At 47.2% G+C, this 26,152-nt stretch carries 42 protein-coding genes, 1 tRNA gene and 1 pseudogene; 37 read left to right on the top strand and 7 right to left on the bottom strand.

What is annotated here, in order from left to right; genetic code table 11:
- Positions 1-3: 3 nt before the first annotated feature.
- The 5 genes from HGO23_RS06275 to HGO23_RS06255 form a co-directional block, all read right to left on the bottom strand.
- Complete coding sequence (locus HGO23_RS06275; protein ID WP_209028326.1) at positions 4-165, bottom strand: hypothetical protein; 162 nt, start codon at positions 163-165, stop codon at positions 4-6.
- Positions 166-215: 50 nt separating this feature from the next.
- Positions 216-389 carry a hypothetical protein gene (locus HGO23_RS06270; protein WP_209028325.1) on the bottom strand — a complete coding sequence of 58 codons (174 nt, stop codon included), beginning with the start codon at positions 387-389 and terminating at the stop codon, positions 216-218.
- Between the two features lie 18 nt (positions 390-407).
- Positions 408-584, bottom strand: coding sequence for a hypothetical protein (locus HGO23_RS06265; RefSeq protein ID WP_209028324.1), 177 nt, complete (start codon positions 582-584; stop codon positions 408-410).
- A gap of 14 nt (positions 585-598) precedes the next feature.
- Positions 599-793, bottom strand: coding sequence for a hypothetical protein (locus tag HGO23_RS06260; RefSeq protein WP_209028323.1), 195 nt, complete (start codon positions 791-793; stop codon positions 599-601).
- Positions 794-1,017: 224 nt separating this feature from the next.
- Entirely contained in the window at positions 1,018-1,998 is a 981-nt protein-coding gene (locus HGO23_RS06255; protein WP_099137277.1) for a LexA family transcriptional regulator, read from the bottom strand.
- A 98-nt stretch (positions 1,999-2,096) separates the two neighbouring features.
- Between HGO23_RS06255 and HGO23_RS06250 the strand changes: the two genes are divergently transcribed.
- The 14 genes and pseudogenes from HGO23_RS06250 to HGO23_RS06185 all read left to right on the top strand — a co-directional run bounded on the left by HGO23_RS06250 (position 2,097) and on the right by HGO23_RS06185 (position 10,150).
- A complete protein-coding gene (locus HGO23_RS06250) occupies positions 2,097-2,312 on the top strand; it encodes a helix-turn-helix transcriptional regulator (protein WP_099137276.1) in 216 nt (71 codons plus the stop codon).
- A gap of 8 nt (positions 2,313-2,320) precedes the next feature.
- A complete protein-coding gene (locus HGO23_RS06245; protein WP_209028322.1) occupies positions 2,321-2,605 on the top strand; it encodes a hypothetical protein in 285 nt (94 codons plus the stop codon).
- Between the two features lie 250 nt (positions 2,606-2,855).
- Positions 2,856-3,230 carry a hypothetical protein gene (locus HGO23_RS06240; protein ID WP_209028321.1) on the top strand — a complete coding sequence of 125 codons (375 nt, stop codon included), beginning with the start codon at positions 2,856-2,858 and terminating at the stop codon, positions 3,228-3,230.
- A 66-nt stretch (positions 3,231-3,296) separates the two neighbouring features.
- Entirely contained in the window at positions 3,297-3,461 is a 165-nt protein-coding gene (locus tag HGO23_RS06235) for a hypothetical protein (RefSeq protein WP_209028320.1), read from the top strand.
- Positions 3,455-5,074 carry a DEAD/DEAH box helicase gene (locus tag HGO23_RS06230; RefSeq protein WP_209028319.1) on the top strand — a complete coding sequence of 540 codons (1,620 nt, stop codon included), beginning with the start codon at positions 3,455-3,457 and terminating at the stop codon, positions 5,072-5,074. The genes HGO23_RS06235 and HGO23_RS06230 overlap by 7 nt, the downstream gene beginning before the upstream one ends.
- Complete coding sequence (locus tag HGO23_RS06225; RefSeq protein ID WP_244967906.1) at positions 5,071-6,048, top strand: DUF7146 domain-containing protein; 978 nt, start codon at positions 5,071-5,073, stop codon at positions 6,046-6,048. The genes HGO23_RS06230 and HGO23_RS06225 overlap by 4 nt, the downstream gene beginning before the upstream one ends.
- Positions 6,048-6,443 carry an antiterminator Q family protein gene (locus tag HGO23_RS06220; RefSeq protein WP_209028318.1) on the top strand — a complete coding sequence of 132 codons (396 nt, stop codon included), beginning with the start codon at positions 6,048-6,050 and terminating at the stop codon, positions 6,441-6,443. The genes HGO23_RS06225 and HGO23_RS06220 overlap by 1 nt, the downstream gene beginning before the upstream one ends.
- A 133-nt stretch (positions 6,444-6,576) precedes the next feature.
- A tRNA-Phe gene (locus HGO23_RS06215) sits at positions 6,577-6,652 on the top strand.
- A 387-nt stretch (positions 6,653-7,039) separates the two neighbouring features.
- Positions 7,040-8,329: pseudogene (locus HGO23_RS06210) on the top strand (site-specific DNA-methyltransferase); the annotation flags it as partial.
- Between the two features lie 44 nt (positions 8,330-8,373).
- Entirely contained in the window at positions 8,374-8,697 is a 324-nt protein-coding gene (locus tag HGO23_RS06205) for a phage holin, lambda family (protein WP_244590026.1), read from the top strand.
- Positions 8,694-9,104: a structural protein gene (locus HGO23_RS06200; protein ID WP_209028316.1), complete on the top strand. Its 411-nt coding sequence runs from the start codon at positions 8,694-8,696 to the stop codon at positions 9,102-9,104. Before HGO23_RS06205 ends, HGO23_RS06200 begins: the two co-directional genes overlap by 4 nt.
- Positions 9,101-9,562, top strand: coding sequence for a lysis protein (locus HGO23_RS06195; RefSeq protein ID WP_209028315.1), 462 nt, complete (start codon positions 9,101-9,103; stop codon positions 9,560-9,562). Before HGO23_RS06200 ends, HGO23_RS06195 begins: the two co-directional genes overlap by 4 nt.
- Positions 9,559-9,888, top strand: coding sequence for a hypothetical protein (locus HGO23_RS06190; protein WP_209028314.1), 330 nt, complete (start codon positions 9,559-9,561; stop codon positions 9,886-9,888). Before HGO23_RS06195 ends, HGO23_RS06190 begins: the two co-directional genes overlap by 4 nt.
- Before the next feature lie 52 nt (positions 9,889-9,940).
- Complete coding sequence (locus HGO23_RS06185; protein WP_209026913.1) at positions 9,941-10,150, top strand: thioredoxin domain-containing protein; 210 nt, start codon at positions 9,941-9,943, stop codon at positions 10,148-10,150.
- Here the strand turns inward: HGO23_RS06185 and ghoS are convergent.
- Positions 10,147-10,431 (bottom strand): type V toxin-antitoxin system endoribonuclease antitoxin GhoS, encoded by a 285-nt coding sequence (gene ghoS, locus HGO23_RS06180; RefSeq protein WP_209028313.1) that lies wholly within the window; start codon positions 10,429-10,431, stop codon positions 10,147-10,149. The genes HGO23_RS06185 and ghoS overlap by 4 nt on opposite strands.
- A 310-nt stretch (positions 10,432-10,741) precedes the next feature.
- Here ghoS and HGO23_RS06175 point away from each other — a divergent pair, with 310 nt between their 5' ends.
- From HGO23_RS06175 to HGO23_RS06165, 3 genes are all read left to right on the top strand, one after another.
- Positions 10,742-11,326, top strand: a complete 585-nt coding sequence (locus tag HGO23_RS06175; protein ID WP_209028312.1) for a BRO-N domain-containing protein — start codon at positions 10,742-10,744, stop codon at positions 11,324-11,326.
- Positions 11,323-11,538: a hypothetical protein gene (locus HGO23_RS06170; protein ID WP_209026916.1), complete on the top strand. Its 216-nt coding sequence runs from the start codon at positions 11,323-11,325 to the stop codon at positions 11,536-11,538. Before HGO23_RS06175 ends, HGO23_RS06170 begins: the two co-directional genes overlap by 4 nt.
- A gap of 67 nt (positions 11,539-11,605) precedes the next feature.
- Positions 11,606-11,854: a hypothetical protein gene (locus HGO23_RS06165; protein ID WP_209028311.1), complete on the top strand. Its 249-nt coding sequence runs from the start codon at positions 11,606-11,608 to the stop codon at positions 11,852-11,854.
- 4 nt (positions 11,855-11,858) lie between these two features.
- Here the strand turns inward: HGO23_RS06165 and HGO23_RS06160 are convergent, their stop codons facing one another.
- On the bottom strand, positions 11,859-12,164 hold the full coding sequence (locus HGO23_RS06160; RefSeq protein WP_209028310.1) for a 7(1) septoil knot domain-containing protein: 306 nt from the start codon (positions 12,162-12,164) through the stop codon (positions 11,859-11,861).
- Between the two features lie 82 nt (positions 12,165-12,246).
- Between HGO23_RS06160 and HGO23_RS06155 the strand changes: the two genes are divergently transcribed.
- The 20 genes from HGO23_RS06155 (at position 12,247) to HGO23_RS06060 (ending at position 26,140) form a co-directional block, all read left to right on the top strand.
- On the top strand, positions 12,247-12,906 hold the full coding sequence (locus HGO23_RS06155; protein WP_209026919.1) for a hypothetical protein: 660 nt from the start codon (positions 12,247-12,249) through the stop codon (positions 12,904-12,906).
- Positions 12,907-12,946: 40 nt separating this feature from the next.
- Positions 12,947-13,324 carry a hypothetical protein gene (locus HGO23_RS06150; protein ID WP_209028309.1) on the top strand — a complete coding sequence of 126 codons (378 nt, stop codon included), beginning with the start codon at positions 12,947-12,949 and terminating at the stop codon, positions 13,322-13,324.
- Between the two features lie 245 nt (positions 13,325-13,569).
- Positions 13,570-13,740, top strand: coding sequence for a hypothetical protein (locus tag HGO23_RS06145; protein WP_209028308.1), 171 nt, complete (start codon positions 13,570-13,572; stop codon positions 13,738-13,740).
- The gene (locus HGO23_RS06140) at positions 13,740-14,087 is read left to right on the top strand and encodes a hypothetical protein (protein ID WP_209028307.1); all 348 of its coding nucleotides are present in this window, start codon (positions 13,740-13,742) and stop codon (positions 14,085-14,087) included. Before HGO23_RS06145 ends, HGO23_RS06140 begins: the two co-directional genes overlap by 1 nt.
- 206 nt (positions 14,088-14,293) lie before the next feature.
- A complete protein-coding gene (locus tag HGO23_RS06135; RefSeq protein WP_209028306.1) occupies positions 14,294-14,956 on the top strand; it encodes a terminase small subunit in 663 nt (220 codons plus the stop codon).
- Positions 14,910-16,436 (top strand): phage terminase large subunit, encoded by a 1,527-nt coding sequence (gene terL / locus HGO23_RS06130; protein ID WP_209028305.1) that lies wholly within the window; start codon positions 14,910-14,912, stop codon positions 16,434-16,436. The genes HGO23_RS06135 and terL overlap by 47 nt, the downstream gene beginning before the upstream one ends.
- A gap of 222 nt (positions 16,437-16,658) precedes the next feature.
- Positions 16,659-18,128 (top strand): DUF1073 domain-containing protein, encoded by a 1,470-nt coding sequence (locus HGO23_RS06125; protein ID WP_209028304.1) that lies wholly within the window; start codon positions 16,659-16,661, stop codon positions 18,126-18,128.
- A gap of 70 nt (positions 18,129-18,198) precedes the next feature.
- Positions 18,199-18,732, top strand: a complete 534-nt coding sequence (locus HGO23_RS06120; RefSeq protein ID WP_209028718.1) for a phage head morphogenesis protein — start codon at positions 18,199-18,201, stop codon at positions 18,730-18,732.
- Between the two features lie 2 nt (positions 18,733-18,734).
- Entirely contained in the window at positions 18,735-18,938 is a 204-nt protein-coding gene (locus HGO23_RS06115) for a hypothetical protein (RefSeq protein ID WP_209028303.1), read from the top strand.
- A 46-nt stretch (positions 18,939-18,984) separates the two neighbouring features.
- Positions 18,985-20,235 carry a DUF2213 domain-containing protein gene (locus HGO23_RS06110; protein WP_209028302.1) on the top strand — a complete coding sequence of 417 codons (1,251 nt, stop codon included), beginning with the start codon at positions 18,985-18,987 and terminating at the stop codon, positions 20,233-20,235.
- A 13-nt stretch (positions 20,236-20,248) separates the two neighbouring features.
- Entirely contained in the window at positions 20,249-20,749 is a 501-nt protein-coding gene (locus HGO23_RS06105) for a structural cement protein Gp24 (RefSeq protein WP_209028301.1), read from the top strand.
- A gap of 8 nt (positions 20,750-20,757) precedes the next feature.
- Positions 20,758-21,705, top strand: a complete 948-nt coding sequence (locus tag HGO23_RS06100; RefSeq protein ID WP_209028300.1) for a DUF2184 domain-containing protein — start codon at positions 20,758-20,760, stop codon at positions 21,703-21,705.
- Positions 21,706-21,708: 3 nt separating this feature from the next.
- On the top strand, positions 21,709-21,951 hold the full coding sequence (locus HGO23_RS06095; protein ID WP_209028299.1) for an STY1053 family phage-associated protein: 243 nt from the start codon (positions 21,709-21,711) through the stop codon (positions 21,949-21,951).
- Positions 21,920-22,330 carry a DUF4054 domain-containing protein gene (locus tag HGO23_RS06090; RefSeq protein WP_209028298.1) on the top strand — a complete coding sequence of 137 codons (411 nt, stop codon included), beginning with the start codon at positions 21,920-21,922 and terminating at the stop codon, positions 22,328-22,330. The genes HGO23_RS06095 and HGO23_RS06090 overlap by 32 nt, the downstream gene beginning before the upstream one ends.
- Positions 22,321-22,833: a phage virion morphogenesis protein gene (locus HGO23_RS06085; protein ID WP_209028717.1), complete on the top strand. Its 513-nt coding sequence runs from the start codon at positions 22,321-22,323 to the stop codon at positions 22,831-22,833. The genes HGO23_RS06090 and HGO23_RS06085 overlap by 10 nt, the downstream gene beginning before the upstream one ends.
- Positions 22,833-23,219 carry a head-tail adaptor gene (locus HGO23_RS06080; RefSeq protein ID WP_209028297.1) on the top strand — a complete coding sequence of 129 codons (387 nt, stop codon included), beginning with the start codon at positions 22,833-22,835 and terminating at the stop codon, positions 23,217-23,219. The genes HGO23_RS06085 and HGO23_RS06080 overlap by 1 nt, the downstream gene beginning before the upstream one ends.
- Positions 23,212-23,757: a phage neck terminator protein gene (locus HGO23_RS06075; protein WP_425330515.1), complete on the top strand. Its 546-nt coding sequence runs from the start codon at positions 23,212-23,214 to the stop codon at positions 23,755-23,757. Before HGO23_RS06080 ends, HGO23_RS06075 begins: the two co-directional genes overlap by 8 nt.
- 4 nt (positions 23,758-23,761) lie before the next feature.
- A complete protein-coding gene (locus tag HGO23_RS06070; protein WP_209028295.1) occupies positions 23,762-25,228 on the top strand; it encodes a DUF3383 domain-containing protein in 1,467 nt (488 codons plus the stop codon).
- 6 nt (positions 25,229-25,234) lie between these two features.
- Positions 25,235-25,678 carry a phage structural protein gene (locus HGO23_RS06065; RefSeq protein ID WP_209028294.1) on the top strand — a complete coding sequence of 148 codons (444 nt, stop codon included), beginning with the start codon at positions 25,235-25,237 and terminating at the stop codon, positions 25,676-25,678.
- A 12-nt stretch (positions 25,679-25,690) separates the two neighbouring features.
- Positions 25,691-26,140 (top strand): phage tail assembly chaperone, encoded by a 450-nt coding sequence (locus HGO23_RS06060; RefSeq protein WP_209028293.1) that lies wholly within the window; start codon positions 25,691-25,693, stop codon positions 26,138-26,140.
- The last annotated feature ends 12 nt before the right edge of the window (positions 26,141-26,152 follow it).

The following is a 26,152-nucleotide window of genomic DNA, read 5'->3' as shown; positions in this document are numbered from 1 at the left end:
TAGTCAACTGAGCGCCGCCCATTCACGATAGTACTTACGTTCGACCCAACACAGTTTTGCCAAACGACGACGAATTTCAGAACGCGGCGCTTCGGATATAGCCCACTGACGATAAAGTTCAAATTTTTCTTTATGTTCAACCGCAAATTTCATTGGTGTAGTCATATTTATACCCTCAGAATTAATATTGTTTATTTATAATGAGCTGGAGTTAGTTAACCTCTTTTATATAACCAGATAGAAATAGAAACTGGTCTATCACTGGGTTTAAACTGATTAAAAAAGCTAGAGCATAAATCAAAGAATGCAGATTTATTGTCACTTCTAACGGCTGCACGTGTTGCTTTACGAAATTCACTAAAACCCTTTTTGAATTGTTGCTTATTCATTTTTATTTCCTTTCAGAATTAATATTGTTTATTTTGGTTATAATTAACTATTTGTCCCATCCAGCCATAAATGACATATACAGGAGCTAATAACCTTTTTGCTTCTTCCCTGTCACTTGCTTGAGTCCTAACACATGCAGGGCGTGTTTGTTTCATATTGGAACGCTCAATGGCTGCGAAGATAAAGGTTTTCATGGTAAAAATGTTCTTTATTTGATGGATGAGGTATTTTTAGACTCTATGTCTAAAAACCAACTTGAGATTTCGGCACTAAGTTCACTGGCAAGTTCTATTAGTACAGCCACATCCGATGGCTCCATTTTTTCGCTGTGCTTGGATAGCATAGAAAGTATGGTGCTGGATTGAGCTGCTTTTTTCTCAATATTACTAATTACATTAAACATAAATATCCCCAAGCATTGATGTTATATATTCTTTGTGTGTATAAATAATACATACCGTATTTTGCATTATCAACACAAATTTGCATTAAAAATACAGGTATTTTTCAATGCATTGATTAATAATGAATTTTATTTTTTTGATGTGTTATAAGTGTGATATATATCACTATATAGGCATAAAAAAACCCCTTATCGGGGTTTTGGTTGGGGCTAATAAGGTGTGGTTAATAGTGCAATACAGAATGCCAGAATAATTTGCCGATAATTTTCACGCTGGATTCATCGGCAATCTCATCCTCATATTCATCACGATTGTAACTACGGATAAGTAACTTTCCACCTGGCTTGCGATACAGGCACTTAATACGTTTTAATCCGTCCTGTTCTATAGCGTAAATTTTACCATCAGTAATATGTTTGTGGGATATATCAATAGCGACTGCTGCGCCATCTGGTATAACCGGTTCCATGCTATTCCCCTTTGCAGGGAAACAGATGATTGTTGAACCGTCTGTCGGAGCTCCTATCCGCCGTAATGTTGATTTGGAAAATCGCAATTTATATCCATTATAATCAACATCAATCACATTGCCATTGCCGCATGCAAATTCAATATCTTTCAAAAACGGTACTTCCACTTCGTTATCATCTAATGGAGTGAGGCTATCCCATGAGGAAGCTCCGACCCATTCACTCTCTGGAGGAATATCAGATTTAGCGTAGTGGTGTTTTACCGAATTTTCCAGTTTTTGATCGCCCACCCCATTTAACAGCCAATCTAGTGAATACCCAAACTGCTCGCTAATGCTCTGTGCGGCTTCTCTGCTTATAGCATTTCTACTCAGCCAGTTATTAACGGTCTGGGCGCTAACATTCAACGCATCTGCCAGTTGTCTTTGTTTCATCCTTTCATTAACTAAGACGGTTTTTAGTCGGTCTTTTAAGGAGTTAGTTTTATGATAAGTGCTTAGTGTGGATATCTTTTTTTCTGCATGATTTATCGTCCCCTCCGAATCAAAGCTGATATTATTAAGTCCTACGGCTTTCATTATTTCCATAGTTATTTCGATAGAAGGAACCCTTCTCCCGTTCAGCCAATGCCCTACCGCCCCCTGTGTAACTCCCAGGGATTCGGCTAATTTTTCTTGAGAAATATCAAGCTCTCTCATTCTGGATTTAACCAGTTCATACCATATTTCTTTCATGTATTAATTCTCTTCTCAAACAATGAGTATTTCAATGTACAATTTGTATTGATTATACACAAAAAGGAATATATTATCTGTGTTGTGGAGGAATAATCATGAACTCAATAAAAAAATACAGAAAAATGGCAAAGCTAAAACAAAAAGATTTGGCTGCATTGGTTGGTTTAACACCCTCAGCTATCAGTCACTATGAGACAGGCATTAGAGTTCCTGACATAGCAATATCTAAAAAGCTGGTGGAAGTACTAACCATTCAAGGCGTTAAGTGTAGCTTAGATCAACTTTTTGCAGATGATACACAAGGTCCCTGAGAAAGATCATGTTTCCTGATTTTACCCGCGTAGCAATGCCCGATGTTTATCACCCGAGCGATGCGGAATGGATTCAAAAGATGCTTGCCGCGATGAACTCAACCACAAGGGAATACGCGAGGGATAAATACGCCTACGTCTACAAACTTCGGCGGGATGAAGATCCTGTGCCGCATCGACGGGATAACACCGGCGCCAGAGCTGCTAACACATGGCTCCGGTTGTTCTTCAAGAAAAATTACAGATCGATGAAGGGTTACACAGAACAGCCGATAGCCGTATCGGGCAATTGATTAAGCGTTAAAACTGGAGTTGTTAGGAGGTCTATCCATGTATCACTTTACTAGTACATCAATAGGGAAGAGAACCGAGGGGGTAAGGGGGAGCTGGAGAGTTCAGAAAGGTAAAGCACAGCCAAGTAAGAACACATGACTTAAATAGATCTCAGTAGGGAATACCTAAGTTAGATAAGTGCACTTAATGGGATATCAAAAATCGCCGTACTACCCAAGTGATACAAAAATAACAATTGAGGAAATCAACATGAGCACAGAGCTGAAAGAAAAATTAATCACCTTGCTGGAAGAGCAATTTCTCACTGTCGCCGACATGCAGAAATTTGAAGCGGTACTCACCGCAAAGATCCGTGAGCAAGGCTGGTTCCTGCAAAAGAATTTCACCGTGACCGGATTAAGCGATGGCCGAAATGGTCGCGTCGATTACATGGTGACCACTCACGCAGGGGCGAAATGCGCCATCGAGGCTGACAACCGATCACCGCGTAAACGTTCGCTGCTGAAATTAAGTGAGTTACCTGCGGGAATGTCCGGTTTTGTGCTGCTCAAGAATGGTAAGCAACCTTTGCGCTATAGCGTGAACGGCGTCGATGTGATCCGTGCCACCCAGTTCAGGGACTAGCAAACAGGCACCAGACAGAAAAGGGCTTTTCCTCTGGCAGTGGACATCATTCAAATGGGGGTATCAATGTTAAGTCAGAATGGGAATGTAAGAGGAAGCAAGAAACCGAACAGCGAAACTTTGACAGGGATAGCTAATTCGGTTCTTGCAGTCGGTAATACAGATGCGGTTACCGACACAAAGTATCGCACGGTAACGCAGAAAAATAAACAGGGGGCGGAAGAATGCTGAACATTACCCTCAACTTTGCCCAAGAGCGCGGCTTGAGTCTGTTGCGTCAGAGCTGGAAGCAACACCGTACTTTCATGGTGTACAGCCCAACGGGATCAGGTAAAACCGGACTGGCGGCGTTCATCACTGACGGCTACGTTTCCCGCAATATGCGTGTCATGTTCTGTGTACCTTATACAATCCTCGTAGACCAGACGGCGGCAAAGTTTACAGAGTATGGCCTGCCAGCGCACGAAATCAGTTACGTCTGGCGTGACCATCCAAACTATGACCCGACCCGGCTAATCCAGATTGCGTCGGCCGATACCATTATCCGCCGTGAATTCCCGGACAATATTGATTTGCTGATTATTGACGAGGCGCACTTACGCCGTAAGCGGATGCTGGAAATTATCCGTGACAGTGACATTCCGGTGATTGGGTTATCCGGTACACCCTTTGCGCCGTTCCTTGGGGCTTACTACGAAAAACTGATTAAGCCCACCACGATGAAAGAACTGATTCAACGCGGGGATCTGAGCAAGTATGAATTCTATGCGCCAACCAAGCCCGACTTAAGCGGTGTGAAAAGCAATCAAAGTGCTGAATACGGCAGTGACTACAAGGAAGATGAGATAGCCGAAATCATGTGCGGCGCAGATTTGGTGGGCGATATTGTCAGCAATTGGTTAGCGAATGGTAATAACCAGCCGACTATCTGTTTTTGTGTCACTGTCAGTCACGCCAACTTCGTCACTGTCGAATTCAACCGGGCGGGGATCAACGCCGAGATCATTACAGCTCAGACACCCCCCGAAGAACGCCAGATTATTATTCACCGCTTCGAACAGGGCGCAACCAAAGTCATTGTGAATGTTGGCACCTTGATCGCGGGTTTTGATAGCGATGTGCGGTGCATCATCTACGCCCGGCCGACAAAATCAGAAATTCGCTGGACTCAGTGTCTTGGCAGAGGCTTGCGTACTGCACCGGGTAAAGAAGCCTGCCTTATCTTCGATCACTCCGGTTCTGTCCATCGCCTCGGCTACCCGGATGATATCGAATATGACGAGTTGCCCAGTAAAAACGACGGCATGAAAACCCGTGACAGTGACCGGGAACAGGAGAAGCGGGAGAAGCTACCGAAAGAGTGCCCGTCTTGCCATTACATGAAGCCAGCGGGTGTTTACATCTGCCCGAAGTGTGGATTTAAGCCACTGGCGGGTGAGGATATTGAAGTAGACACCAGCCGCACCATCAAAAAGCTCAGTAAGAAAGAGCGCATCTACACCCAGGCTGAAAAGCAGAGTTTCTACTCGCAGTTGAAGTACTACCAGAACCAGCGGGCGTCACAAGGGAAGATCCTCAGTGATGGCTGGGTAGGAAATACGTTTAAAGACAAGTTCGGTGTCTATCCGCGTGGGCTGCATGACACCCCGCAGGAACTGACACCCGAAGTGAACAATTTCATCAAGCACAAACAAATTGCCTGGGCGAAATCCCGTAAGAAAACCGAACAGGTGCAGCCGTCCAGCAACGAACAACAGGAAATGCGCCTTGAAGTTGCCCGGGGCAAGGTGCGTGAAATTCGTAAGCAGTTAGATACACCGTTATATCAGGGAGAAGCACTGTGAACAGAATAAAAACGGCGGATGCCGTGATAGGCCGCTGGCCTGAAATCTTTGCTTACTACAAATTGCCGCCTGTGACAGGGAAAAATCACTTTAAAGGGAAGTGCCCGATATGCGGGCAGAAAGGCAAATTCCGCATTGATGACCGTGACGGGCGCGGAACATTCATCTGTACCTGCAATGCGGGGGATGGCTGGAAGTTACTCACCCTGACGCAGGGGAAAGACTACAAGACATTAGCGGACGCGATTGATCTGTTGCTGGGTATCCAGTCAGACAAGCGCAGCGTAGTGAAAAAAGAGACCAATATCACCAAATTCAGAAACAAAGTCACTGCCTGTTACCCTAATTTATCTCATCTGAAAGGCACGCAGGGGGAGGCCTATCTGCGCAGCCGGGGCATTCATGTTTTGCCTGCCGACAACGTGAAATATTGCCCTGACCAGCCTGTTTATCAGGGAAAACTGCAAGCCCTCTGGTCATTGGTCACGGATGCGAAAGGGACGCTGTGCTATCTGCACCGTACCTACCTTGACGGGGACAGGAAGGCGGATATCACCCCGCAGAAGAAACTGGATGCGACACAGGAGGACAGTTACCGCCTCCATGCTCAGTCACTGGCCATTCGCCTTTTTCCTGTCGATTCGACACTGGGGATTGCCGAGGGCATCGAGACCGCACTGTCCTGCAAACAGATTTACGGGGTGAATACCTGGTCAGTGGTGCATGCGGGGTTCATGGAGCGCTTTCTGGTTCCCAAGGGGGTTAAGCATTTAATCATCTTCGCAGATAACGACTGGAGCGCCACCGGGGAAGCGGCTGCATATATATGTGCCAATAAAAATTTACTGGCCAATAACGATATTGAAAAGGTGAGCGTCAGATACCCCGATCTGGGTGATTTTAACGACCTATTACAGCAAGGCTGTCAAGCCAGAGAAAGAGCATTTATAAAGAAACAGCGGGAGGTAGCATAATGCGTGATATTCAATTAGTCATGGAACGCTGGGGGGCGTGGGCGGCTGATAATAGCGATGGGGTATATTGGTCATCTATTGCGGCAGGCTTCAAAGGGCTAATCCCGAACAGAATCAAATCCCGCCCTCAATGCTGTGAGGATGACGGAATAATTATTTCAAACTGTATGGCAAAGCTGAACCAGCAAAATAGCGAGGCGCATGATTTACTGTTTGATTATTACGTATTCGGTAAGACCTTTATGCAATTGGCGTATGATCATCACTGTTCTGATACTCATATCGGGAAGAGATTACAAAAAGCAGAGGGAGTCATTGAGGGGATGCTAATGATGCTGGATGTCACATTGGAAATGGACAAATATGTCCAATTGGAGCCAGTGGATATCAACTAAAACCAATTATGCAGTAATTTTTGAAAACAGCTTTACGATCGTAAAAATGGTGCTATTGTGATAAGAGTGATAGCAATGTCACACAGCTTATCGAATTAAAAAAGCCTCGCACTCGCGGGGCTTTTTCATATCTGGAACTTTGGCGTAGAGGGTTCGCGCGGATGCCTGAAGAGCATCAGGACTCGGTTCGATTCCGAGAGGTTCCACCAAATTATATCGAAGGTCGCTCAGGTGGCCTTTTTTTTGTGATTACTAATAACAGATTATTTAACTCGGAGAGTATTCCCATGAGTAACCTCGTGAATAAGACGATTTTAAAAGAAGATGGAATTACACTTTGTAAGCCATCGATTTATGAACTGAATATCATATCTGACGGTAGTGAAGGTAAGGAAATACAGGTGTCACATATGGGAAATAAAATAGTGACATTTAAATTATCTACAGAGCAATGCTTATCTTTTTCCGAAATATTATCCAGATAAAACTATACGATATCATAACTAACTCAATAGGTTAGGGAATATCTAACAATTGATCCCAAGGCTGCGCATGGCGTGGCCTTTTTTATTACAGGAATTCCACTGATGGCAATTGAAGAGCGCTACAGCTTCACATGGCAGGGTAAGGCTCGTGCACATCAAATTGCCCAAACGCCTTCGACAGGAACCTTACGCCCTTGTAAAGCAGACAGTGTGAATTGGGATACCACAGAGAACCTTTTTATTGAAGGCGACAACCTTGAAGTGCTTAAGTTATTGCAAAAGTCCTATCATAAGAAAGTGAAGATGATTTATATCGATCCGCCCTATAACACAGGTAAGGATTTTATTTATAAAGATAGCTTCCATGACAATTGGCTAAATATGATGTACCCCAGATTGAAATTAGCCAGAGATTTATTGTCTGACGATGGAATTATATTTATATCGATAGATGATCATGAAGTGGTTAACTTGTCTTATTTGTGCAATGAAATATTCGGTGAAGATAATTTCGTTGAAAGATTTATCTGGAAGAGTGGAAGAACCTCAGCATCAATTTTTACCCGAGAACACGAGTATATCTTGGCCTATGCAAAAGACATATCTCAGTTACCCCATATTGTTTATAAGGGAGATGATAACTCAGTTTCTGATCGCGCAATAAAAAGGGTTAGCGTTAAAAATCCGGCGTCAGAAATAACCTTCCCTGCCGGGATTAAGTTCTTGGGTGAAAATAAAACGTTTCCCCCTGTCTTTGGAAACAAAGAAGTCGTTGAAGTGACTGCCGGTATATTTGAATGTAAGAACGGATTTTTAGCCCGCGAAGTCACGCTAAAAGCGGGTTGGACAATGAAGAGCCAAATCGAAAACTGGCTGTCAGGAAATGATACTTTTGACTCTAAGGGACAACAGGTTATTGAGTTCTTCTTCAAGCCTAACGGTGTTCTTCAGTATGTTAAAAAGCGAGGCACCGAACATCCAAAAACAATAATAACCGGCTTTACCACGAAGCAAGGAAGTAAAGAGGTTGAAGCCCTTCTCGGTTCATCTGTTTTTGATTACCCAAAGCCGACAGGGTTAATTGAACACTTAATGAAGGTCACGAATAGCGAAGATATCATTCTTGATTTTTTTGCGGGAAGTGGTTCTACAGGCCATGCGGTATTAAAACAAAACAAGAAAGATGGCGGCAGAAGAAAGTTTATATTGGTTCAATTGCCTGAGCCTGTCTCAAAAAATGCGGGCGCAACAGCGTATTGTATCAAGGAGTCAATACCCGAATTGATTTCCAGAATTTCCCTAAAAAGAATAAAAAAAGCCATTGCAGAAGAAGATAAAACTCAAGGTGTTAGGTTTTTCAAATTAGACCAGACAAATACTCACTACAACTCACTGGGGTAACCCTCGTTCACCCCACGGACGCCCATTGCTCAATGGGGTGGATTATGAAGATGAAAGAAAATCCTGATTTGTGGGCCGAACTGCTGAACGGCCTTAAAAACTCGTGGCCGCAGATATCCGGCTCTGCTTTAGCCATCGTCATTTGCTATGGGCGTCTGGTGTATGACGGCGTAGACCGTAAAAACAAATGGATAGAAGGCATTCTGTGCGGGGCGTTGTCATGGGGGATTTCGAGCGGCTTAGAGCTGTTCGGTATACCCAGTAATGCCGCCCCTTTTGTCGGTGGGCTGGTGGGCTTTATTGGCGTTGAGAAGATACGCGAGTTTGCTATCCGCACCATCAATAAACGGTTGGGAGATAAACAGTGAGCAGAGGTATTCGCAATAACAACCCCGGCAATATTGATCACAACCCCGCGAATAAGTGGCAGGGTCAGTTGCCTCATGATGAAAAGATTGAAAAGCGGTTCTGTCGTTTCGAGTCACCAGAGTATGGCATTCGGGCATTGTTCAAATTACTGCGGAATTACCAACTCAGGCATCAATTGCATTCGATTAGAAAAATCATCAATCGTTATGCGCCACCTGTTGAGAACAATACGGAAAGCTACATCCAGTTTGCAGCTGAAAAGGTCGGTGTTTCTGCTGATGAGAAGATATCAACTCAGGATAAGAAAGTCCTGTTTGCTCTGGCAGAGGGGATTATCAAGATGGAGAACAGCAACCTACAGCCGTATTCCGACGATATATTCACACGGGCATTTGAACTTTTATGAGCAGATTAGTGGCTTTAGGTGCTGCGGTAATGTTGGTGGTGCTCTATATCATGACACGTTATCAGGCTAGTGAGATTACAAACCTGACGTCAGATAAATTCAAACTAGAAACCCAGTTATCAGAGCAGCTTACCATCAACGCCACACAGCAAGAGAGAATCCAACAACTCCACGAACTGGACAAGACTCACACTCAGGAACTCGCCCATGCCAAGACTGAAATTAACACTCTTCGGGCTGATGTTGCCGCTGGTCGTCGCAAGCTGCGCATCAAGGCCACCTGTCCTGTGCCTGAAACCACTTCCTCCGGCGACGTGGTCAATGGAACCCCCGTCGAACTCACTGGAGAAACTGGATCAACTGTTCTCGATATCCGAGAAGGCATCATCAACGACCGGGCAAAACTGAAATATTTGCAGGATTACGTTAATACTGAATGTTATAAGGGGAAGAAATGAGAACGGAAGTTGATCTGGTCTACTTTGAGAAAGACAGAGAAGAGCGAACGCAGCTCAGTAAATACTATATATCACACAACAATTTAAACACAGTTCTTGTCCAGACGCTTATCATTAGTAGAGACGAGTTCGGAAAATATATCGCGAGCATGGAGTTTGCTGATTTTCCTAAGCTGTATTCAGAGAAGGAGGCCGCATTAAAACTGGCTGACTGGATGCGCCGTATGAGTGAAGCGATAGAAAATCACTGGCAGGACAAGAAGCAGTATCCAGAGCCAGCTTCTCTTGCTGAACAATGGAACGCATTACCACCCCAGAACAAATGATACTGGGGTTGTGGGACTATATCAAAACACAACACAAATGATTGAGGTCATCATGAAATTTGAAGAATTAACACTAGAATCACAACAAGCAGCGCGGGAAGCTCTGTTGAATGTAATTAGTATAGAAATGGAATCTCGTGGCTATATTGACAACGACAGGGCGAAATACATCGCCCGAAATATTAGAGATAGCTTTATTGCTCTTGAAACAGAAGACCCAAAACGAGGAAATGGTGATGATGAAGATGAAGTTGAAGATTAGTCTTCATCCAAACCATACCATTTTCTGGTTCCATTTGATTTAGTGACAAGAATAGCTGGATTAGTTTTTACTTTTTTTGCTGTATCACGAGCTAAATCACAAATTTCTTCTGTGGATTTATCACTATTGATTGAATACTCCGCATCTGGCAAATGATAGATCTTGCCGGCTTCGGTGGTAATCGTTCGTTTAAATCCAGCATTTTCCATTTTTTCATGTAATTTATCGTAATCCTTAGAGTTTGCATTATGTAACTCAACGCGAACTGTAAAATTTGGCATTCTTCTTATTCCTTATTTTGACTATGGAATAGCCAACTTATCACTTTCCCTTAATTACGGTAAGTGAGGAACCACCTCGCCTGATGTGGTTAAAAGCAGGCAATGATTTCAGTATTAGCAACCTATCAAAACACAGTGTCAGTGAGCCTCTGAGTGATCAGGGGCTTTTTTGTATCTAACGCGCACTCACCGCGCACATCAATAAAACGCAGCCTTACAGAAAGTCGAACCTGAGAAAACCGTTAATGGGTATTTCTGCGGGCGGCTTTTCTGTGTGAGCAGGTTCGATTTTCTATAAGGAAAATACCCGATGAGTACAGCATTAACTTTCAAAGAAAAAGAAGTGATCCCTTTTGATAATGGCGATGGGAAGATTTGGTTTACCGGAGAACACCTGGCTGAATTGCTGGGTTACAAGGATAGTAAGAAAGTTGCCAACCTTTATAGTAGACATAAAGATGAATTTACTGAGAGCATGAGTATCATTGCCAAAGTGAGGACCTCGGAAGAATCAATAGGTTACGAGCATCTCATGTCTGATATTAGACTGTACTCTCTTCGTGGCGCATATCTAATTGGTATGTTTTCTCGGACAAAAGTAGCAAAAGAACTACGTATCTGGTTGCTAGATCTTGCAGAGAAAGAATCAAACATTGATATCGGTACGCTTGATGTTACTGCTATGGATCAGCTTACTGGACAAAAGATGCATGACTTAATAGCTGCTTTTGATAAAGCTTCTTTCCAACATCGAGGCCAAAAGGGTAGCGGTTTGATGGCTCAGCGCAAAAGGGATATTAAACGCATTAAGGATGCCACAAAATTAGCCTTGGAGCTTACCCAGTTTTCTATTCCTGATCTTGGTGACTTCCCCGACGAGGGGGAACCCGTATGAACCCTGAACAATTTATCGAAAAGAACGTACAGGCCGAGTTAATTAAGCTCGGCTTTTCTTCATCTATCGCAGGGATGGCAAGTGACCGGGCAGTTGAACATTATCGCCGTTCTGGATCAGCCAGCAGAAAGGGCAAGCTGTTTGATGATTGCTTGAATCTAGCCAAGGCATGGGCGAGCAAGTATTCGACTGAGAAGTCCAAAAAGAAATGATTTTACAAAATTCTGCAAAGCATCCAGAAACGGGTGCTTGATAGAGGTTTGTGTAAGTTTTGGGCTGATGTGGTCTCGCCAAAATAAGGCGCTATATCAACCGAACCAGTTTTTTATGCTGAATAGAGAGGTAAATATGCTTGAGCACCAGATACCACCACATAAGCGCCCCCCTGGATTAATGTTAAGTGCAGCACTAAGGGAAGAAAGAAAAGCCAAGATGCTACTGGGTATTGTAAAACTAAAACGATACCACGGACTCAACAATGAAGAATGGGAGCAGGTTATGAAAATGGCTTGCGAATTATTGAAGTAAGGAATCATTGGGTTGATCCGGGGAATGAATCTACGTATTTGATAGTAAAGTCCGGGAATGCGTTGACGAACTGAATCTTGTAATCAGGTGATGCAGTCACCATTCGCCATTTGCCCGGAGAATTCGCGGAGCTGGTGACAACTTTGACTTTCAGATCGGGGAATGAGTTAACAACCTTCACCTTATAGTCTGCACCGGAATTGACCACTTTGATGTTTCCGTAAATTTTAGCAACATCAACTTTGGTTTTAGCGTAAGCACCAAACGGAAGTAATAATGCGGCGACTAACAGGACTGCTAATTTTTTCATATGAACTCCTGTGCTTGGCAAATTCATCATTTCGATAATAGGACTGTTTAATTCAGTTTATCCGATATGCTGGAGAGTACAAATGGCTACACTGAATGATCTTATCAACCAATTAGCAAAGATACGAAAGCAAATCCCCTTTGCAACGGCTCAGGCGCTTACCGAAGTCGCACGTAAGATAGAAAAAGCCCAGAAAGTGGCATTCGAACGCAAGCTGGAAAGCCCGACCCCTTTCACGGTTAAAGCGGTCAGAAGCAAAGGCGCACGTAAGAACGATCTAACCGCAAAAGTTTTCGTATTGCCAACGGCTGCTAGTTATCTGGAACCGTTTGAGGTTGGGGGTGTTCATAAACTGAATGGCGCTGCTTTACTCAACCCCAAGAACGTCAAACTGAACAAGTATGGCAACTTACCCCGCAACAAGCTGAAACAGCTGAAAGGCAAAGACGATACCTTCATTGGTGAAGTCTCAACGCGATACGGAAGTGATGTTAATGGCGTATGGCAGCGTAAGAAAGCCAAGAAGGTGAAAAAGAACAAGCAGCGGTTAAAACGCTCACCTAATGGAACACGCAGACCGAGAGAGAAACAAAGCCCCCCAGAATTGCTTATTCGGTTCGGTGATGCGCTACCTGTTGAGCCTGTACTCGGCTATCAGGAACGGGCGCAACAAATGGCTCAATCGCTGATGCCTGCTGCTATCAGTCAGGCACTGGATGAGGCGATACGGACAGCTAAATAAAAACTGGGACCGTGGTCCCGCCTGAACAAGAAGAGAGATCATGAAATATGAACTAATCCCAACTGTAATACTGCCTACATCGGCAGAGGTTGGAAATATCATCAATCAATTGAAATCAGAATTCAGTAAAATCGAGGCTAATACAATTTCGGCTGGTCAGGACATTAGCACCGTTATGGAGAAGTTAATTCTGAAACGAGCACGCGGTTCTGAAAAATATCCGGTCACCTGGATTATCCAACTGGGTGAAAAGGATGTTTTATTCAGCCGAGTAGTAAACGGGTGCATTGATGAAGGTTATGCACCCGTTAACAGACAAAAGGCTAATGTTTATGCGTCAGCTATTCTGAATGATCTTGAACCACCAAGACATCTTCAGAAGTCCGATAAACCGACTGTGCAAACTCAATCTGAATAAGATTATCACCTCGCGGTTTTACCCTGTAGAAGTCCAGCCCACCAAATGAAACACGGGTGTCGCGAGGCAAATCTTTAATCTGGTCTAATAGTTCCCAAAGTTCGATTGTGTGGCTATAGATAACCTCTTTACTCGGCATTCATTCACTCCTGTTTATGTAATGGAAAAAGAGAATATACAGCCATTAGCGGGATAAAAAATCGACATGGGCGACAACCAGCACCTACAGTACCTAAAGGGGTGATATGAAAAAGACTCAAATGCAAATCATGCAAGAAGCTATCAATAAGCTGAACGCTATGAGCGATGATGACTTCTTGTCTGCTCTTATTAAAGCAGGAGTTGCCGATCAGCGTCAGCCAGCAGAAAGGGCGAGCAAGTATTCGACTGAGAAGTCAAAGAACAAGAGAGTCTGATGATGAAATACATATGCTCAATCATTCTGGACGCAATTATCGCGTCCTTTTTATTTATTGGGATCACGCAAGATATAGACGGCTTTGTGAATGTGGGTTACTTCGCTGGCTGGCTCTTTGGCACGGTTAAGTTCTTGGCGTACTTATTTGGCAGGGACTCATTAGCCAAGGATTACAAGCATGTTCCAACGGCATACCGGTATTACGACCTGCTAACAGATACGGTGTTTGTCATTTTTGTTGTGTATCAGGGATGGTTCGTTTTGGGTGCTATCTATGCAATAGGGGTTATGGCGAAAGCCGAGTTCCAAAGCAAGCAAGAAGAACGATTGAGAGAGCAAGGATAGCAATTTACAAAATTCTGCAAAGCATCCAGAAACGGGTGCTTGATAGAGGTTTGTGTAAGTTTTGGGCTGATGTGGTCTCGCCAAAATAAGGCGCTATATCAACCGAACCAGTTTTTTATGCTGAATCACTAAGGTGGTTTTTGTTTCCCTCGCATAGCCTTCTCACCCCGAGGGCTATTCCATGTTAATGAGTAAGGAACAGGACAATGGCACAAAAGAAAATCCCGCTCACAAAAGAGCAGAAGGTTCTCTTTGATGCCTTAACGAAACTTCAACAGAAATTCGTATTAGGCATCCTGAAAGGACTGAGTCAGATAGATGCCTACAAACAGGCAGGGTATAAGGCAAAAACAGACGAGTCAGCCAGAGCATCTGCATCTGAAATCTTAACAAATCTTAACGTTAAAACTTTTCTCGACGCCATGAACCAAGAAGCCATTTCCGATGCGGTCATGAGCCGTCAGGAAGCCTTAGAGCGTCTTTCTGCGATGGGACGTGTTTCTATTCACGATATTGCCAACTTCCGTAACAGTCAGGTAGGGGAAGACGACGAGGGTAAGCCTGTGTTCCAAGCAACATGGCAATTTAAAGACAGTGCATTACAGAACCCCGCTGCACTCAGTGCCATTTCAGAACTGACCACGGGCAAAGATGGCATCAAGTTAAAACTCCATGACCCGAAAACCGCCATCAAGCAACTGGCGGAACTGATGGGATGGGAGTCAGCGAAGAAAACGGAAGTCACCGGCAAAGATGGTGGACCTATCCAATATGCCGATTTAACCCAAGAAGAGCTTGAAGAGCGATTAAAGGAGCTAGGTCATGGCAGGAATAGATCGCAGCTCGACACGAAACTTACAGACACTTGAGGCCTATAAGCAATTTGCTATCCAAAGGGCGCGCAATAGTCTTCTTGATTTCACGTTATATACCCATCACCTCTATGAAACAGGTTGGTTTAATGAGTTACTGTTTGCTGAGCTAGATCAGTTCCTTATTGAAGCTGAAAACGGGTTAATGCCCCGGCTGATGATATTCGCCCCGCCACGTTCAGGTAAAAGTGAGGCAGCCTCAAGACGCTTCCCGGCATATGTGCTGGGTAAGCACCCGAACTGGAACGTCATTGCATGTTCTTACTCCTCTGATTTAGCTAACAGAATGTCACGGGATACTCAGCGCATTATCGACTCAGAGCGATATGGAGAGGTTTTCCCTGATGTCAAACTGAACGGAACTAATATCCGGACAGTAGCAGGCGGCGCTATTCGCACCGTCGAGTTATGGGAAACCATAAACACCAAAGGGGGATTGCATGGTGGTTCCTATCGGGCAGCGGGGGTGAATGGCGGCATCACTGGTCAAGGAATGAATATCGGCATTATTGACGACCCGGCAAAAGACTACAAAACCGCTTCTTCCCCTGTTTATCAGGAGTCGGTGATTGACTGGTACGACACCACATTCTTTACCCGTGCCGACCCCAAGATAAACGGCATTATCATTATTCTGACGCGCTGGCATCAAAATGATTTAGCCGGACAGTTACTTAAGCTGACGGAGGAAGGCGGTGAGCAATGGCGCGTGGTCAGTTTTCCAATGGAAGCCGAAAAGGAAGAGATACACGTACTGAATGGCAAAACATATCACCTGAGAAAGCCCGGTGAAATCCTCTTTCCTGAACGTATGCCGCGTGATTTCGTGGAGAAAGCTAAGCAACGTGGTTCATTGGTCTGGAATGCCCTGTATCAGCAACGACCGACGGCTAAAGGGGGTGGTCTTATCAAATCCGAATGGTTCAAAGAATATAAGGTATTGCCTCCTATCCGCTGGAGTGCCGTCTATGGTGATACGGCGCAAAAAACTAAAGAGGCCAATGATTTCTCGGTCTTTGAACTATGGGGATTAGGTGAAGATGGCAAGGTATATCTGATTGACCTGATCCGCGGTAAGTGGGAATCAAAGGAACTCAAACGCCGGGCTGTTGCGTTCTGGGTGAAATGCCGCGCAAGAAAAGATATCGGCGCGTTAGTGTCCATGAAGGTCGAGGATAAGGCTTCCGGCACAGGCTTGATTCAGGAAATTCAGTCAGAGGCCCTTTGTCCTATCGTACCCATCCAACGAGATAAAGATAAGTTCACCCGGTTAATGGATATACAGGGTTATATCGAGTCCGGTTATGTCTATCTGCCGGAAGAAGCCGAGTGGATAAATGATTTCCTGACCGAGATGGAAGCCATTACCCCCGATTTCAACACCCACGATGACCAGTTAGACCCGATGATGGATGCGATTTCGGATATGAAAGCCGGCGATTTAGGGTTCTGGGGAATATTGGGCAGACAACTTTAGAAAAGTGTCAGAAATCCCGCCTTCAACCCCAAATCCCCTCGAAATGATTTTCGGGATTTTGTTAACAACTCAGTAACAAAAAATCACCCTGAAATCAGGCAGAAAAGTGAGGTTTTTGCCCGTCTGGGGTGACTTTTTAATTGAGTTGAAAAGTCGCGATTCGCCTAAGAACCATTATGTTAAATAAGGCCGATTTTTAACAAATTATCTGTGAGGCAAGAGATGGCCCGTAACAAACGCCGTAACGGCGCACAAAAGCCCGTTAGGACTGCTGACGGGTACAATAACTTTACTGCCAAACTGGGGAGCTATACCCCCAACATTCAGACTGGGGGAACCTATTTACCCGGCTACGTTTCCCGCAACCGCACACAAATTGAGTTTGCCTATCGCAGTTCATTTCTGGTGGGGGCTGCGGTGGATGCAATGGCAGATGATATGACCCGCAAAGGCATCACGATCAGTTCCCGCATGAAGCCGGACGCCAAAGGCCAGCTTGAAACCCTGTGGGAAGATATCGGCCTGTGGGATGAACTCAATAACACCCTGAAATGGTCTCGCCTTTATGGTGGGGCATTGCTGGTGCTGATGATTGACGGTCAGGACATGGCGACACCGCTCAACCCGGAAACCATCAAAGAAGGCCAGTTCAAAGGCGTGATGTGCCTCGACCGCTGGATAGTTAAGCCCTCACACAATGATTTAGTTGATGAATACGGCCCTTACTTCGGTAAGCCCAAGTTTTATACCGTGGCCGGTGACCAGCAAGGATTACCCCAGTGGAAAATCCACTATTCCCGCGTCATTCGTATGGAGGGGGAAAACTTACCCCGGCAGCAAGCCAGAACCGAGAATGGCTGGGGAATGTCAGTGGTTGAGCGTATCTACGAGCGTGTACAAGCCTTTGACACTGCCACGGTAGGCACTTCTCAACTAATACACAAGGCGCATCTGCGAACTTACAGTATCTTGGGGCTGCGTCAAGCCTTGGCAACGGGTGGCGATATGGAGCGCGGGATAATGCGGCACATGGACATGATCCGTGAGTTCCAGACCATCGAAGGCATGACCATCATGGATGCATCGGATACGTTCCAGACGCACAGCTATTCATTCGCGGGGATTGCGGATGTCATTCTGCGCTTTGCGGAACAGGTCTCTGGGGCAACGGGTATTCCGTTAGTCCGTTTGTTTGGTCAATCCCCGTCCGGGTTCAGTACCGGTGATGGCGACCTGGAGAACTACTACAGCCGGGTGAATACGTTACAGGAGCGGCGATTGCGGCGCCCTCTTCGCTGGCTGCTGGACATTTCCCACCGTTCATTGTTCGGCGAGACACTGCCGGATGACTTCACCTTCGAGTTTAACAAGCTGTGGGAGATGTCCGACACCGACCGATCCACAATGGCGAACAACGTTGCTAATGCCCTCAGTACGCTAGTAGACAGGCAAATACTGCCGATACATGCCGCCATGTCAGATTTACGCAATCTGGCGGATGCCATCGGTATAGGAGGAGCAATCACCGATGAGGATATTGAGGAAGCAAAAACGCAGTATGCGGAGTTTGAATCTGAAACCGGCCCAGCGCCGGCGATCGGAAATTCAGTATCACAACAGCCTGTTGGCGATAGTCAGCCAGATAAACAATCTGGTCACAGGTTCTTACGATGGTTCACAGGCCAGCGCTGACCAGATAATCGGGCGTCTGATTGAGTATTCACAGGCCCTTAGTGACTGGGCGGACTTAGTCGGGCGCAAGATGTTCTCACAGGTCGAGCGCGAAGAGTGGCATCAATGGCGTTCCGTCTCTGAGGCTATTTCTGAGGGGTTGCGCGATGTAGTCGGCAATACCCCGGTCGGACAGGTGGCACAGGATATTATCTATCGTCAGATTCAGCTCATGAAGTCGTTACCGTTGGAAGCGGCTGAGCGGGTCAGGGATATTCAGACTCGCGCCATTCAGGCCATGATCAACGGTGAGCGTCCCGAAGCCCTCTATCAGATGATTATGGAATCTGGCGTGGTAGCAGCCGGACGGGCACGCATGATTGCCCGCACTGAGATAGGCCGAGCCACAGGCGCATTAACACAAGCAAGGGCCTTATCCATCGGTTCCGAAGGGTACTGGTGGCGTATTGAAGGGGCAGGCACGCGACCGTCACACAAGAAGATGCGCGATAAGTTTGTGCGATGGGAAGATCCGCCCACACTGGATGGAATGACAGGCCATGCGGGATGTCTTCCTAATTGCAAATGCTGGCCGGAAGTGCATGTGCCAGCGCCGAGGAGATAAAAATGAATTATACCTACTACGCCTACTACGAAGGGTATGACTGTAATGGCAATGCCATTTTTAATGGCAATAGCGGTTTCGTTACTAAGTCAGTTCCGGCAAATCAAAATAATATTGACGAGCATGTCGACTGGTTACTCAAAGATGCCAAGGACAAAAATAACGAAGTTGTCCGAGTTGTAATAAAACATATCACCAGACTATAAGCCGCCCTTTAGGCGGTTTCACTGTCCGTCATTCGGCAGGTAACCCATGAAATACTTTTTCACCACGCAACTGGGCGAAACCCGCTATGAGATGGCGGATGGCTCACTGCTCTGTAAAGACGTGCCGATAGCCCGAACCGGAACACAAACCTATTTGCCGGAAGAGATCGGCCTTGAGGGTGGCTCTGATGGATTAGTTACAGTCCACCGCATGGAAGACGAGGTGTTCTCAACGGCAACAATGGCGTCATTTGAAGGTGTTGCGGTCACGCTGGGGCATCCCGAAGATGCAGACGGCAATATTGTCTTTGTCAACCCATCCAACTTCTCAGAACTGGCTCACGGCCATATTCAGAACGTCCGGCGCGGTACAGGCGATAAGGCGGATTTGCTGATAGCGGATGCCCTGATTAAACGTCAGGAAGCCATTGATGCGGTCAAGGCAGGCATTACCGAAGTCAGTTGCGGCTATGACGCCCAGTACAAACAAATCAGCCCCGGCAAGGGGAAACAATATCAAATCACCGGAAACCACCTCGCTATTGTTGATAAAGGGCGTGCGGGTTCCCGTTGTTCTATCGGGGATGCAGCCCCCACCACTAAGAAAGGTAAAACAAGTATGAAAGACTGGCTCAAGCAAGTCGCGAATGCCCTGAAAACTAAGGATGATAACACCTTGGCAAAACTGGCTGACAACGCCCCGGAATTACCCTCTGATGGCATGTCGTCGATTCCGGGCGTGACCATCAACATGAATACCCCCGCACAGGCAACCGCATTACCGACAGCCGAGCGGACAACCACAGATGACACACTAAAAAAGGAAAATCCCACTGGCGATGACGGTATCCCAGAGTGGGGCAAGGTACTGATCGCTAAGGTTGAGGCCCTGAGCAACAAAACGGGCGATAACAATCCTGGTGACCCTGATAAAAAAACAGGGGATGAAGATGAAGAGGAAGATCGGAAGGTCACTGGTGATGCCGCCTACCGTCGCAACATTATTGCGGATGCGGAAATCATTTGTCCGGGCTTCAAACCGACGGGCGATAAAGGCCTGAAACGTCAGGTACTGAATCACGCTATCCGTACGGGCGACAGCCTGAAAACCTTTGGTGTGAGTGATTTCGCTAAAGCACCCAAAGCGACAGTAGATGCCATCTTTACGGCAGCGGTAGCGCTAAATAAGGCAAAGAATCACATACAACCCCCAACCCCAACGCGTGATAACGCCGCTCGTTACAGCACGCCGGCAGAACTGAATAAAAAGTACGCCGAATTCTGGAAACGCAACTGATAAGGTAACAATAATGGCAACAACAGCATATTTAACCCGGATGCCAATGGGCATCCCCGGGGCGATCACCCGTTTGCGCGATCTGACCACTGAACCCGCTTTGCTCGACACAGCAAAAGTATTTGCTCAGTACGGGCTGGTGGGAAAATACCACGGTGATAAGTTCGTTCCGCTTGAGGATGGTGACAGCGTGGAGCATATAGCAGGTATTCTGGTGCGCCCTTATCCCGTGCAATCACAGGCCGATATGGCGCATTTAGGCGTCAAAGCCGGTATTACAGGGGATATTCTGAAACGTGGTTACATGACTGTTACCGTTAAAGGATCGGCAGAGAGCGCCAAGAAAGGCGGTAAGGTATACGTCCGAGTCGCGGGTGAACAAAAAGACAGCCCACTGGGGTCATTTGTCTTAACACCGGATACCACCGCAACCAACACTCCCGAATTACCCCAGGCTCAGATTATGGGGCCGGGTGATACCACTGGCACGATTGAAATCGCCTACAACATATAAGGATTACTATGTTTACTATTGATAAAGCTACCGTAGATTCTGCGGGTATCTTTCTGGCTGGGGAGCTGGAGCGCCTTGACCTGACACTGAATCTGCCTTTGGTATCCTATAAGTGGTCACGGGATATGCCACTGCGCAGCGATGTGTCTATTGCTGATGAAGTCAGCTCCTTCACAAACTCTGACCTTGCCGCGACCGGGGGGATTAATCCGAACGGCAAAAACTGGATTGGTAAGAACTCCACGGCTATACCCGGTATCAGTCTGAACATCGAGAAAACCCCGCAGCCTCTCACCCTGTGGGGAATGGAGCTTGGCTGGACATTACCAGAGCTGGCAGCCGCACAACAGGTGGGTCGCCCGATTGATTCACAGAAATACGAAGCCATGCTACTCAAGTGGCATATGGACGTGGATGAGCAGGTTTATATCGGGGATGCTGATTTGGACATGACCGGTTTATTGAACCTGGCACAGGTTAAGCCCCGGGCAGCGGCGGCGGCATGGACAAAGAACAGCAAACCCGATGATATCGTGGCTGACTTCAACGTGCTGTTGACAGATGCGTGGATCGCTTCGGGTTATGCCTTATGTCCCAGCAAAGTAGGGCTAGCCCCTGAGCTGTTTGGGCTGCTGGCAAGCATGAAAATCTCAGAAGCCGGTAATATTTCCGTACTGGAATACGTGAAAATCAACTGTATCGCGTTTCAGGAAAATGGCACACCTTTGGAGATTGTTTCCATGAAGTGGGCTTCCAAGCGCGGGGCTGGTGGTGCGAACCGCATGGTGGCCTATACACAGGAAGAGAAATATATCCGCTTCCCGATGGTGCCGTTGCTGAATACACCGCTGGAGTATCGCGGACTGCACCAGTTAACCACGTACTACGGCAAGCTGGGTCAGGTCGAAGTGCCTTATGCGAATACCATCGCATATCTGGATATCCCTGTGGCGTAATAAATGGCGGGAATACCCGCCTTTACTGAGGTTCCTATGAAACGATATATGGTGACACAACATGCCACACTGAGTTTTCCAAGTGGTCAGGATGTGCAGTTATCGCCGGGCATTCATACGTTTGACGATGATGTGATTCAGCATTGGGCCTTTTCTTGTTATGCCACTCCGCTGGATGACACCGGACAACCGGATGATAAGAAGGGAAAAACCAATGGCAAAAAACAGTCTTCTGCCGACAGTTGAGCAATTCCGTACCGACTTCCCTGAGTTTACTAACCCCGCCCGTTACTCTGATGCAACCATTCAGTTCTATCTTGGACAGGCGGATACCCTGCTGAATCAGGATAAACACGGTGATCAGTTTGTCTACCTGACCGAGCTCTTCACGGCACATCACGTCGAACTGAGAGGTAAGGCCATAGCAAGCGCCGCTGTCAGAGGCAGTGTTAACAGTGCGAACGGCGGTGTGCTGTCGTCCAAATCGGTAGATAAAATCAGCGCCAGTTATGACACCTCCGGGGTGATAAATCCCGATGCCGGATTCTGGAATAACACCGCTTACGGGCGTGAGTTCTACTGGTGGTGGTCAATGTTCGGTGCTGGCGGGAGGCAATTGCTATGAGTGTCAAAATCACGCAGGACAATGCGGCGTCGATACTATCTGCCTTAAACCGTCTGACCAAGATGGACGTACTGGTAGGTATCCCCGCGAGCAAAGCCCACCGGTCAGAGGGCGAAAGACTGAATAACGCCGAAATCGGTTATCTGCAATCGACAGGTGGCACAGTTAAGTTAGGCGGCAAGACCGTGACCTTACCGCCGAGGCCCTTTCTGGACATGGGTATTGAGGATACCCGGCCTGTCACTGCCGAGCACCTTAAAGCGGCGGCAGAACATGGCATTGCCGGGAAGTTTGAGGCGGCACACAGGGAGCTGGAACGGGCGGGCATGGTAGCCTCCAATGGGGCGAAGAAGGTTATCAGCGACGGTGATCGGCTGCATCCTCTCTCTGATGCCACCTTGCAGCGTCGAAAGGCAAAAGATATGCCCGGCGAGAAGCCACTCTATGACACGGGCAGCTTACTGAAATCCATCACCTATCTAGTCAGAAATAAGGGGGAATAATGCCATTCCTTGATATGAGCGATATCCTGCTTGACCCGGATTTTGTCGATACCTCGCTGGTGTGTCATCGCAATACCCAGACCACTGATGAGGATGGCTTTACGACCAATACCGCGCAGTCCATTCCCTTTACCGGAGTCGTAACAGTAGACCGGGCGTTAGAGGCGCGACGCATGGAAGCCGGACAGACCATCAGCGGAGCTATCCTGATTGTCACCCAGTTTCGACTGACTCAGGGCCAACCCGGACTGGATGCCGATATCGTCACCTATCAGGGGCGGCAGTATCGTGTGACCTTTGTTGACCCTTATACCGCTTACGGAGCGGGATTTGTGCAGGCACATTGTGAGTTGATGAACTTCGATGGAGGGACGCCGATTGAGTAACGTCAGTAACTTACCCGGCTACTTAACCCCTGTCAGTGTCTCACCGAATTATGATGAGGCGCTGGAGCGGGAATTGAGCCGCTGGATACGGGCGGTCGCGGGATTAGAGCCAAAAACAGTGTTTCCGCGCTGGACAGACCCGCAGCCGAAAATCCCCCCGGCAGGCACTAACTGGGGCGCGTTTGGCATCATGGCTATTCGGGAAGACGCTAACCCGGCAGCAACCCAACTCAGCGATCAGCTTCATGAACAGGGTTCACACGAAACCCTCGATATCCTGTGTTGCTTTTATGGCCCCTCGGGACAGCGTACCGCGACCCAGTTTCGCGATGGATTGTTCATCACCCAGAACAATGATGAACTGTCCCGCGCGGGACTGACCTTTCAGCAATGCGGACGAATACAGCCTGCCCCTGAACTGATTAACAACCAATGGCAGCGCCGTTATGACGTAACCGTGACGTTACGCCGCAAAATCGTACGCTACTATGGCATCAAGTCGCTGGTGGACGCGCCAGTGAAATTCTTTGGAGATTAACCCTATGCAGGGCTTACCCATTACCAGTATTGTTAATGTCAAAATTAACATGGCCCCCCGTGCCGCATCGAGTCGGAATTTTGGCTCATTGCTGATTGTCGGGGGGAGTGATGTGATCAACACACACGAACGGCTCCGTTACTACACCGACATTGAAGGCGTAGGCGCAGATTTTGGCATGGATACCCCGGAGTATCAGGCCGCTGCGCTGTATTATTCCCAGTCACCCCAGCCGATTGATTTGTATATCGGTCGTTGGGCGAAAACTCAGGTTTATGCGGCTTTACGGGGCGCTGTCCTGAGTCGGGCAGAACAGGCAGTGAGTCGCTTTACCGTTATTACCGATGGCTCTTTTAAACTGCCCATTGACGGTAAAGACACCATCATCACCGGTATCGATTTCAGTAAAGAAACCAACCTCAATGGCGTGGCTGAACGTGTGGCCGAAAAACTGAAAAATGCCTCTGTTCGCTGGGACAGTATTTCTTCCCGCTTTACGGTCTCGCTGCAAGCCTCCGGCAAGCTGGGCTATGTCACCCGCGCAGACAGTGGCGCTTATATCGGCGATCTGTTGAAATTGGATGCGGATTCTGGCGCAACAACCATTGACCCGACTGAACCGGAAACCATAGCCGAAGCGGTCAAAGCATTGGGTGAAGTCTCAGGGGCATGGTACGGGCTGGTGGTTGCCGATAATACCCTGTCTGACCGCGATGTCCTGAGTGTGGCGCGCTACATTGAATCGGCCTCTGTTGCCCGGATTTACGGTCACACGGTCACCAAAACCGATGTCCTTGACGCCGACGTGGACACAGATATTGGCTCACAACTTAAGGGTGCCTTTCTGGGCCGTACTCTCTGGCAATACTCTGCACAGCCTTATGCTATTGCGTCTCTGTTTGGCCGCATGTTTACGGTCAACTTCCAGGGCAATAACACGACTATTACCCTGAAATTTAAACAGGAGCCGGCGATCAGGGCTGAATTGCTGACAGCAACACAGGCTAACGCACTGAAAACCAAAAATGGCAACGTCTTTGTCCATTACAACAACGACACCGCGATTGTGCAGGAAGGGGTAATGGCTAATGGCACCTTCATTGATGAGCGCCACGGGCTGGACTGGTTACAGAACTATGTGCAGACCAACCTTTATAACCTGCTGTATACCAGTACCACCAAAATTCCCCAGACCGATGAGGGTGTGACCCAGTTGTTAGCCAATGTCGAACAATCGTTGTCACAGGGGGTGACTAACGGTCTGATTGCACCGGGGCTTTGGGGCGGTGACAGCTTCGGGGCACTGAACCGCGGCGAGATGCTGACTAAAGGCTATTACACCTACGCGCAGCCGATTGTGGAGCAGGTGCAGGCCGAACGCGAGAAACGTAAAGCACCGGTCATTCAGTGCGCCATTAAACTGGCGGGTGCGGTGCACTTTGCTGATGTCATTATTAACGTAAACAGGTAATTGAACATGGCGAATACTTATTCATTTATCGACGTGTCCGCCACGATAACCGGGGTTGGGGGGGCGGTCGATCTGGGCAATGGCGCGGCAACGTCGGAAGAAGGGATCGTGGTGGCGATGATTGAAGCTAAAAACACCATGACTATTGGGGCTGATGGCGAAGTCATGCACTCTTTGCATGCAGGCAAAGGCGGTACGATTACCGTGACACTCCTGAAAACGTCACCGGCGAATGCCAAACTGATGATGATGTACAACGCCCAGCAGTTCTCGTCAGCCACGTGGGGCAATAACGCGATACTTATACGTAACAAAGTTTCCGGCGATACCATCGCGGCACGCTCTGTGGCGTTCCAGAAAATCCCGGATATTTCTAACGCCAAAGTCGGTAACACCCATAGCTGGGTATTTGACTGCGGCAAAATCGATACCATTCTTGGCACATTTTAACGGGGGATCACAATGGAATTTGAAATCAGTGGTAAAAAATACCGCGCAGGTAAACTGAATGCGTTTCAGCAACAGGACTTAGCGGTAGCATTAATCCCTGTTGTTCCGGCCTTGAAGAGCGTCTGGGAAAACCTGAAACCTTCCATGGTTGGCATAGACGGTAAGCCGGTCTTTGCAATGGATGATATGGCAGACCTGATCACCCCGTTAGCCGAAGCGATACGCTCATTGGGCAAAGAATCACGCTATGAAATTAATGATATCTGCCTGTCCGTGGTCAGCCGGGAGAACAGCGGTGTCTGGTCAGAAGTCTATGTCAGTGGGCAATTGATGTTTGACGATATCAACGGGCTGGATTTACTGAAAATCGCCGGTCAGGTGATTAAGGATGCACTGGGTAATTTTTTTCCCGCCCTGCCAGAGAACGACGGGTTATCCCCGGTCAACCCAGCCTCGATTTAGAAACCCTTCCTG

The organism is Xenorhabdus budapestensis (genome assembly GCF_017743015.1).
Taxonomy (GTDB): domain Bacteria; phylum Pseudomonadota; class Gammaproteobacteria; order Enterobacterales; family Enterobacteriaceae; genus Xenorhabdus; species Xenorhabdus budapestensis.
Note: the sequence above shows the minus strand (reverse complement) of the source record. Positions and strands in the feature narration are given on the sequence as shown.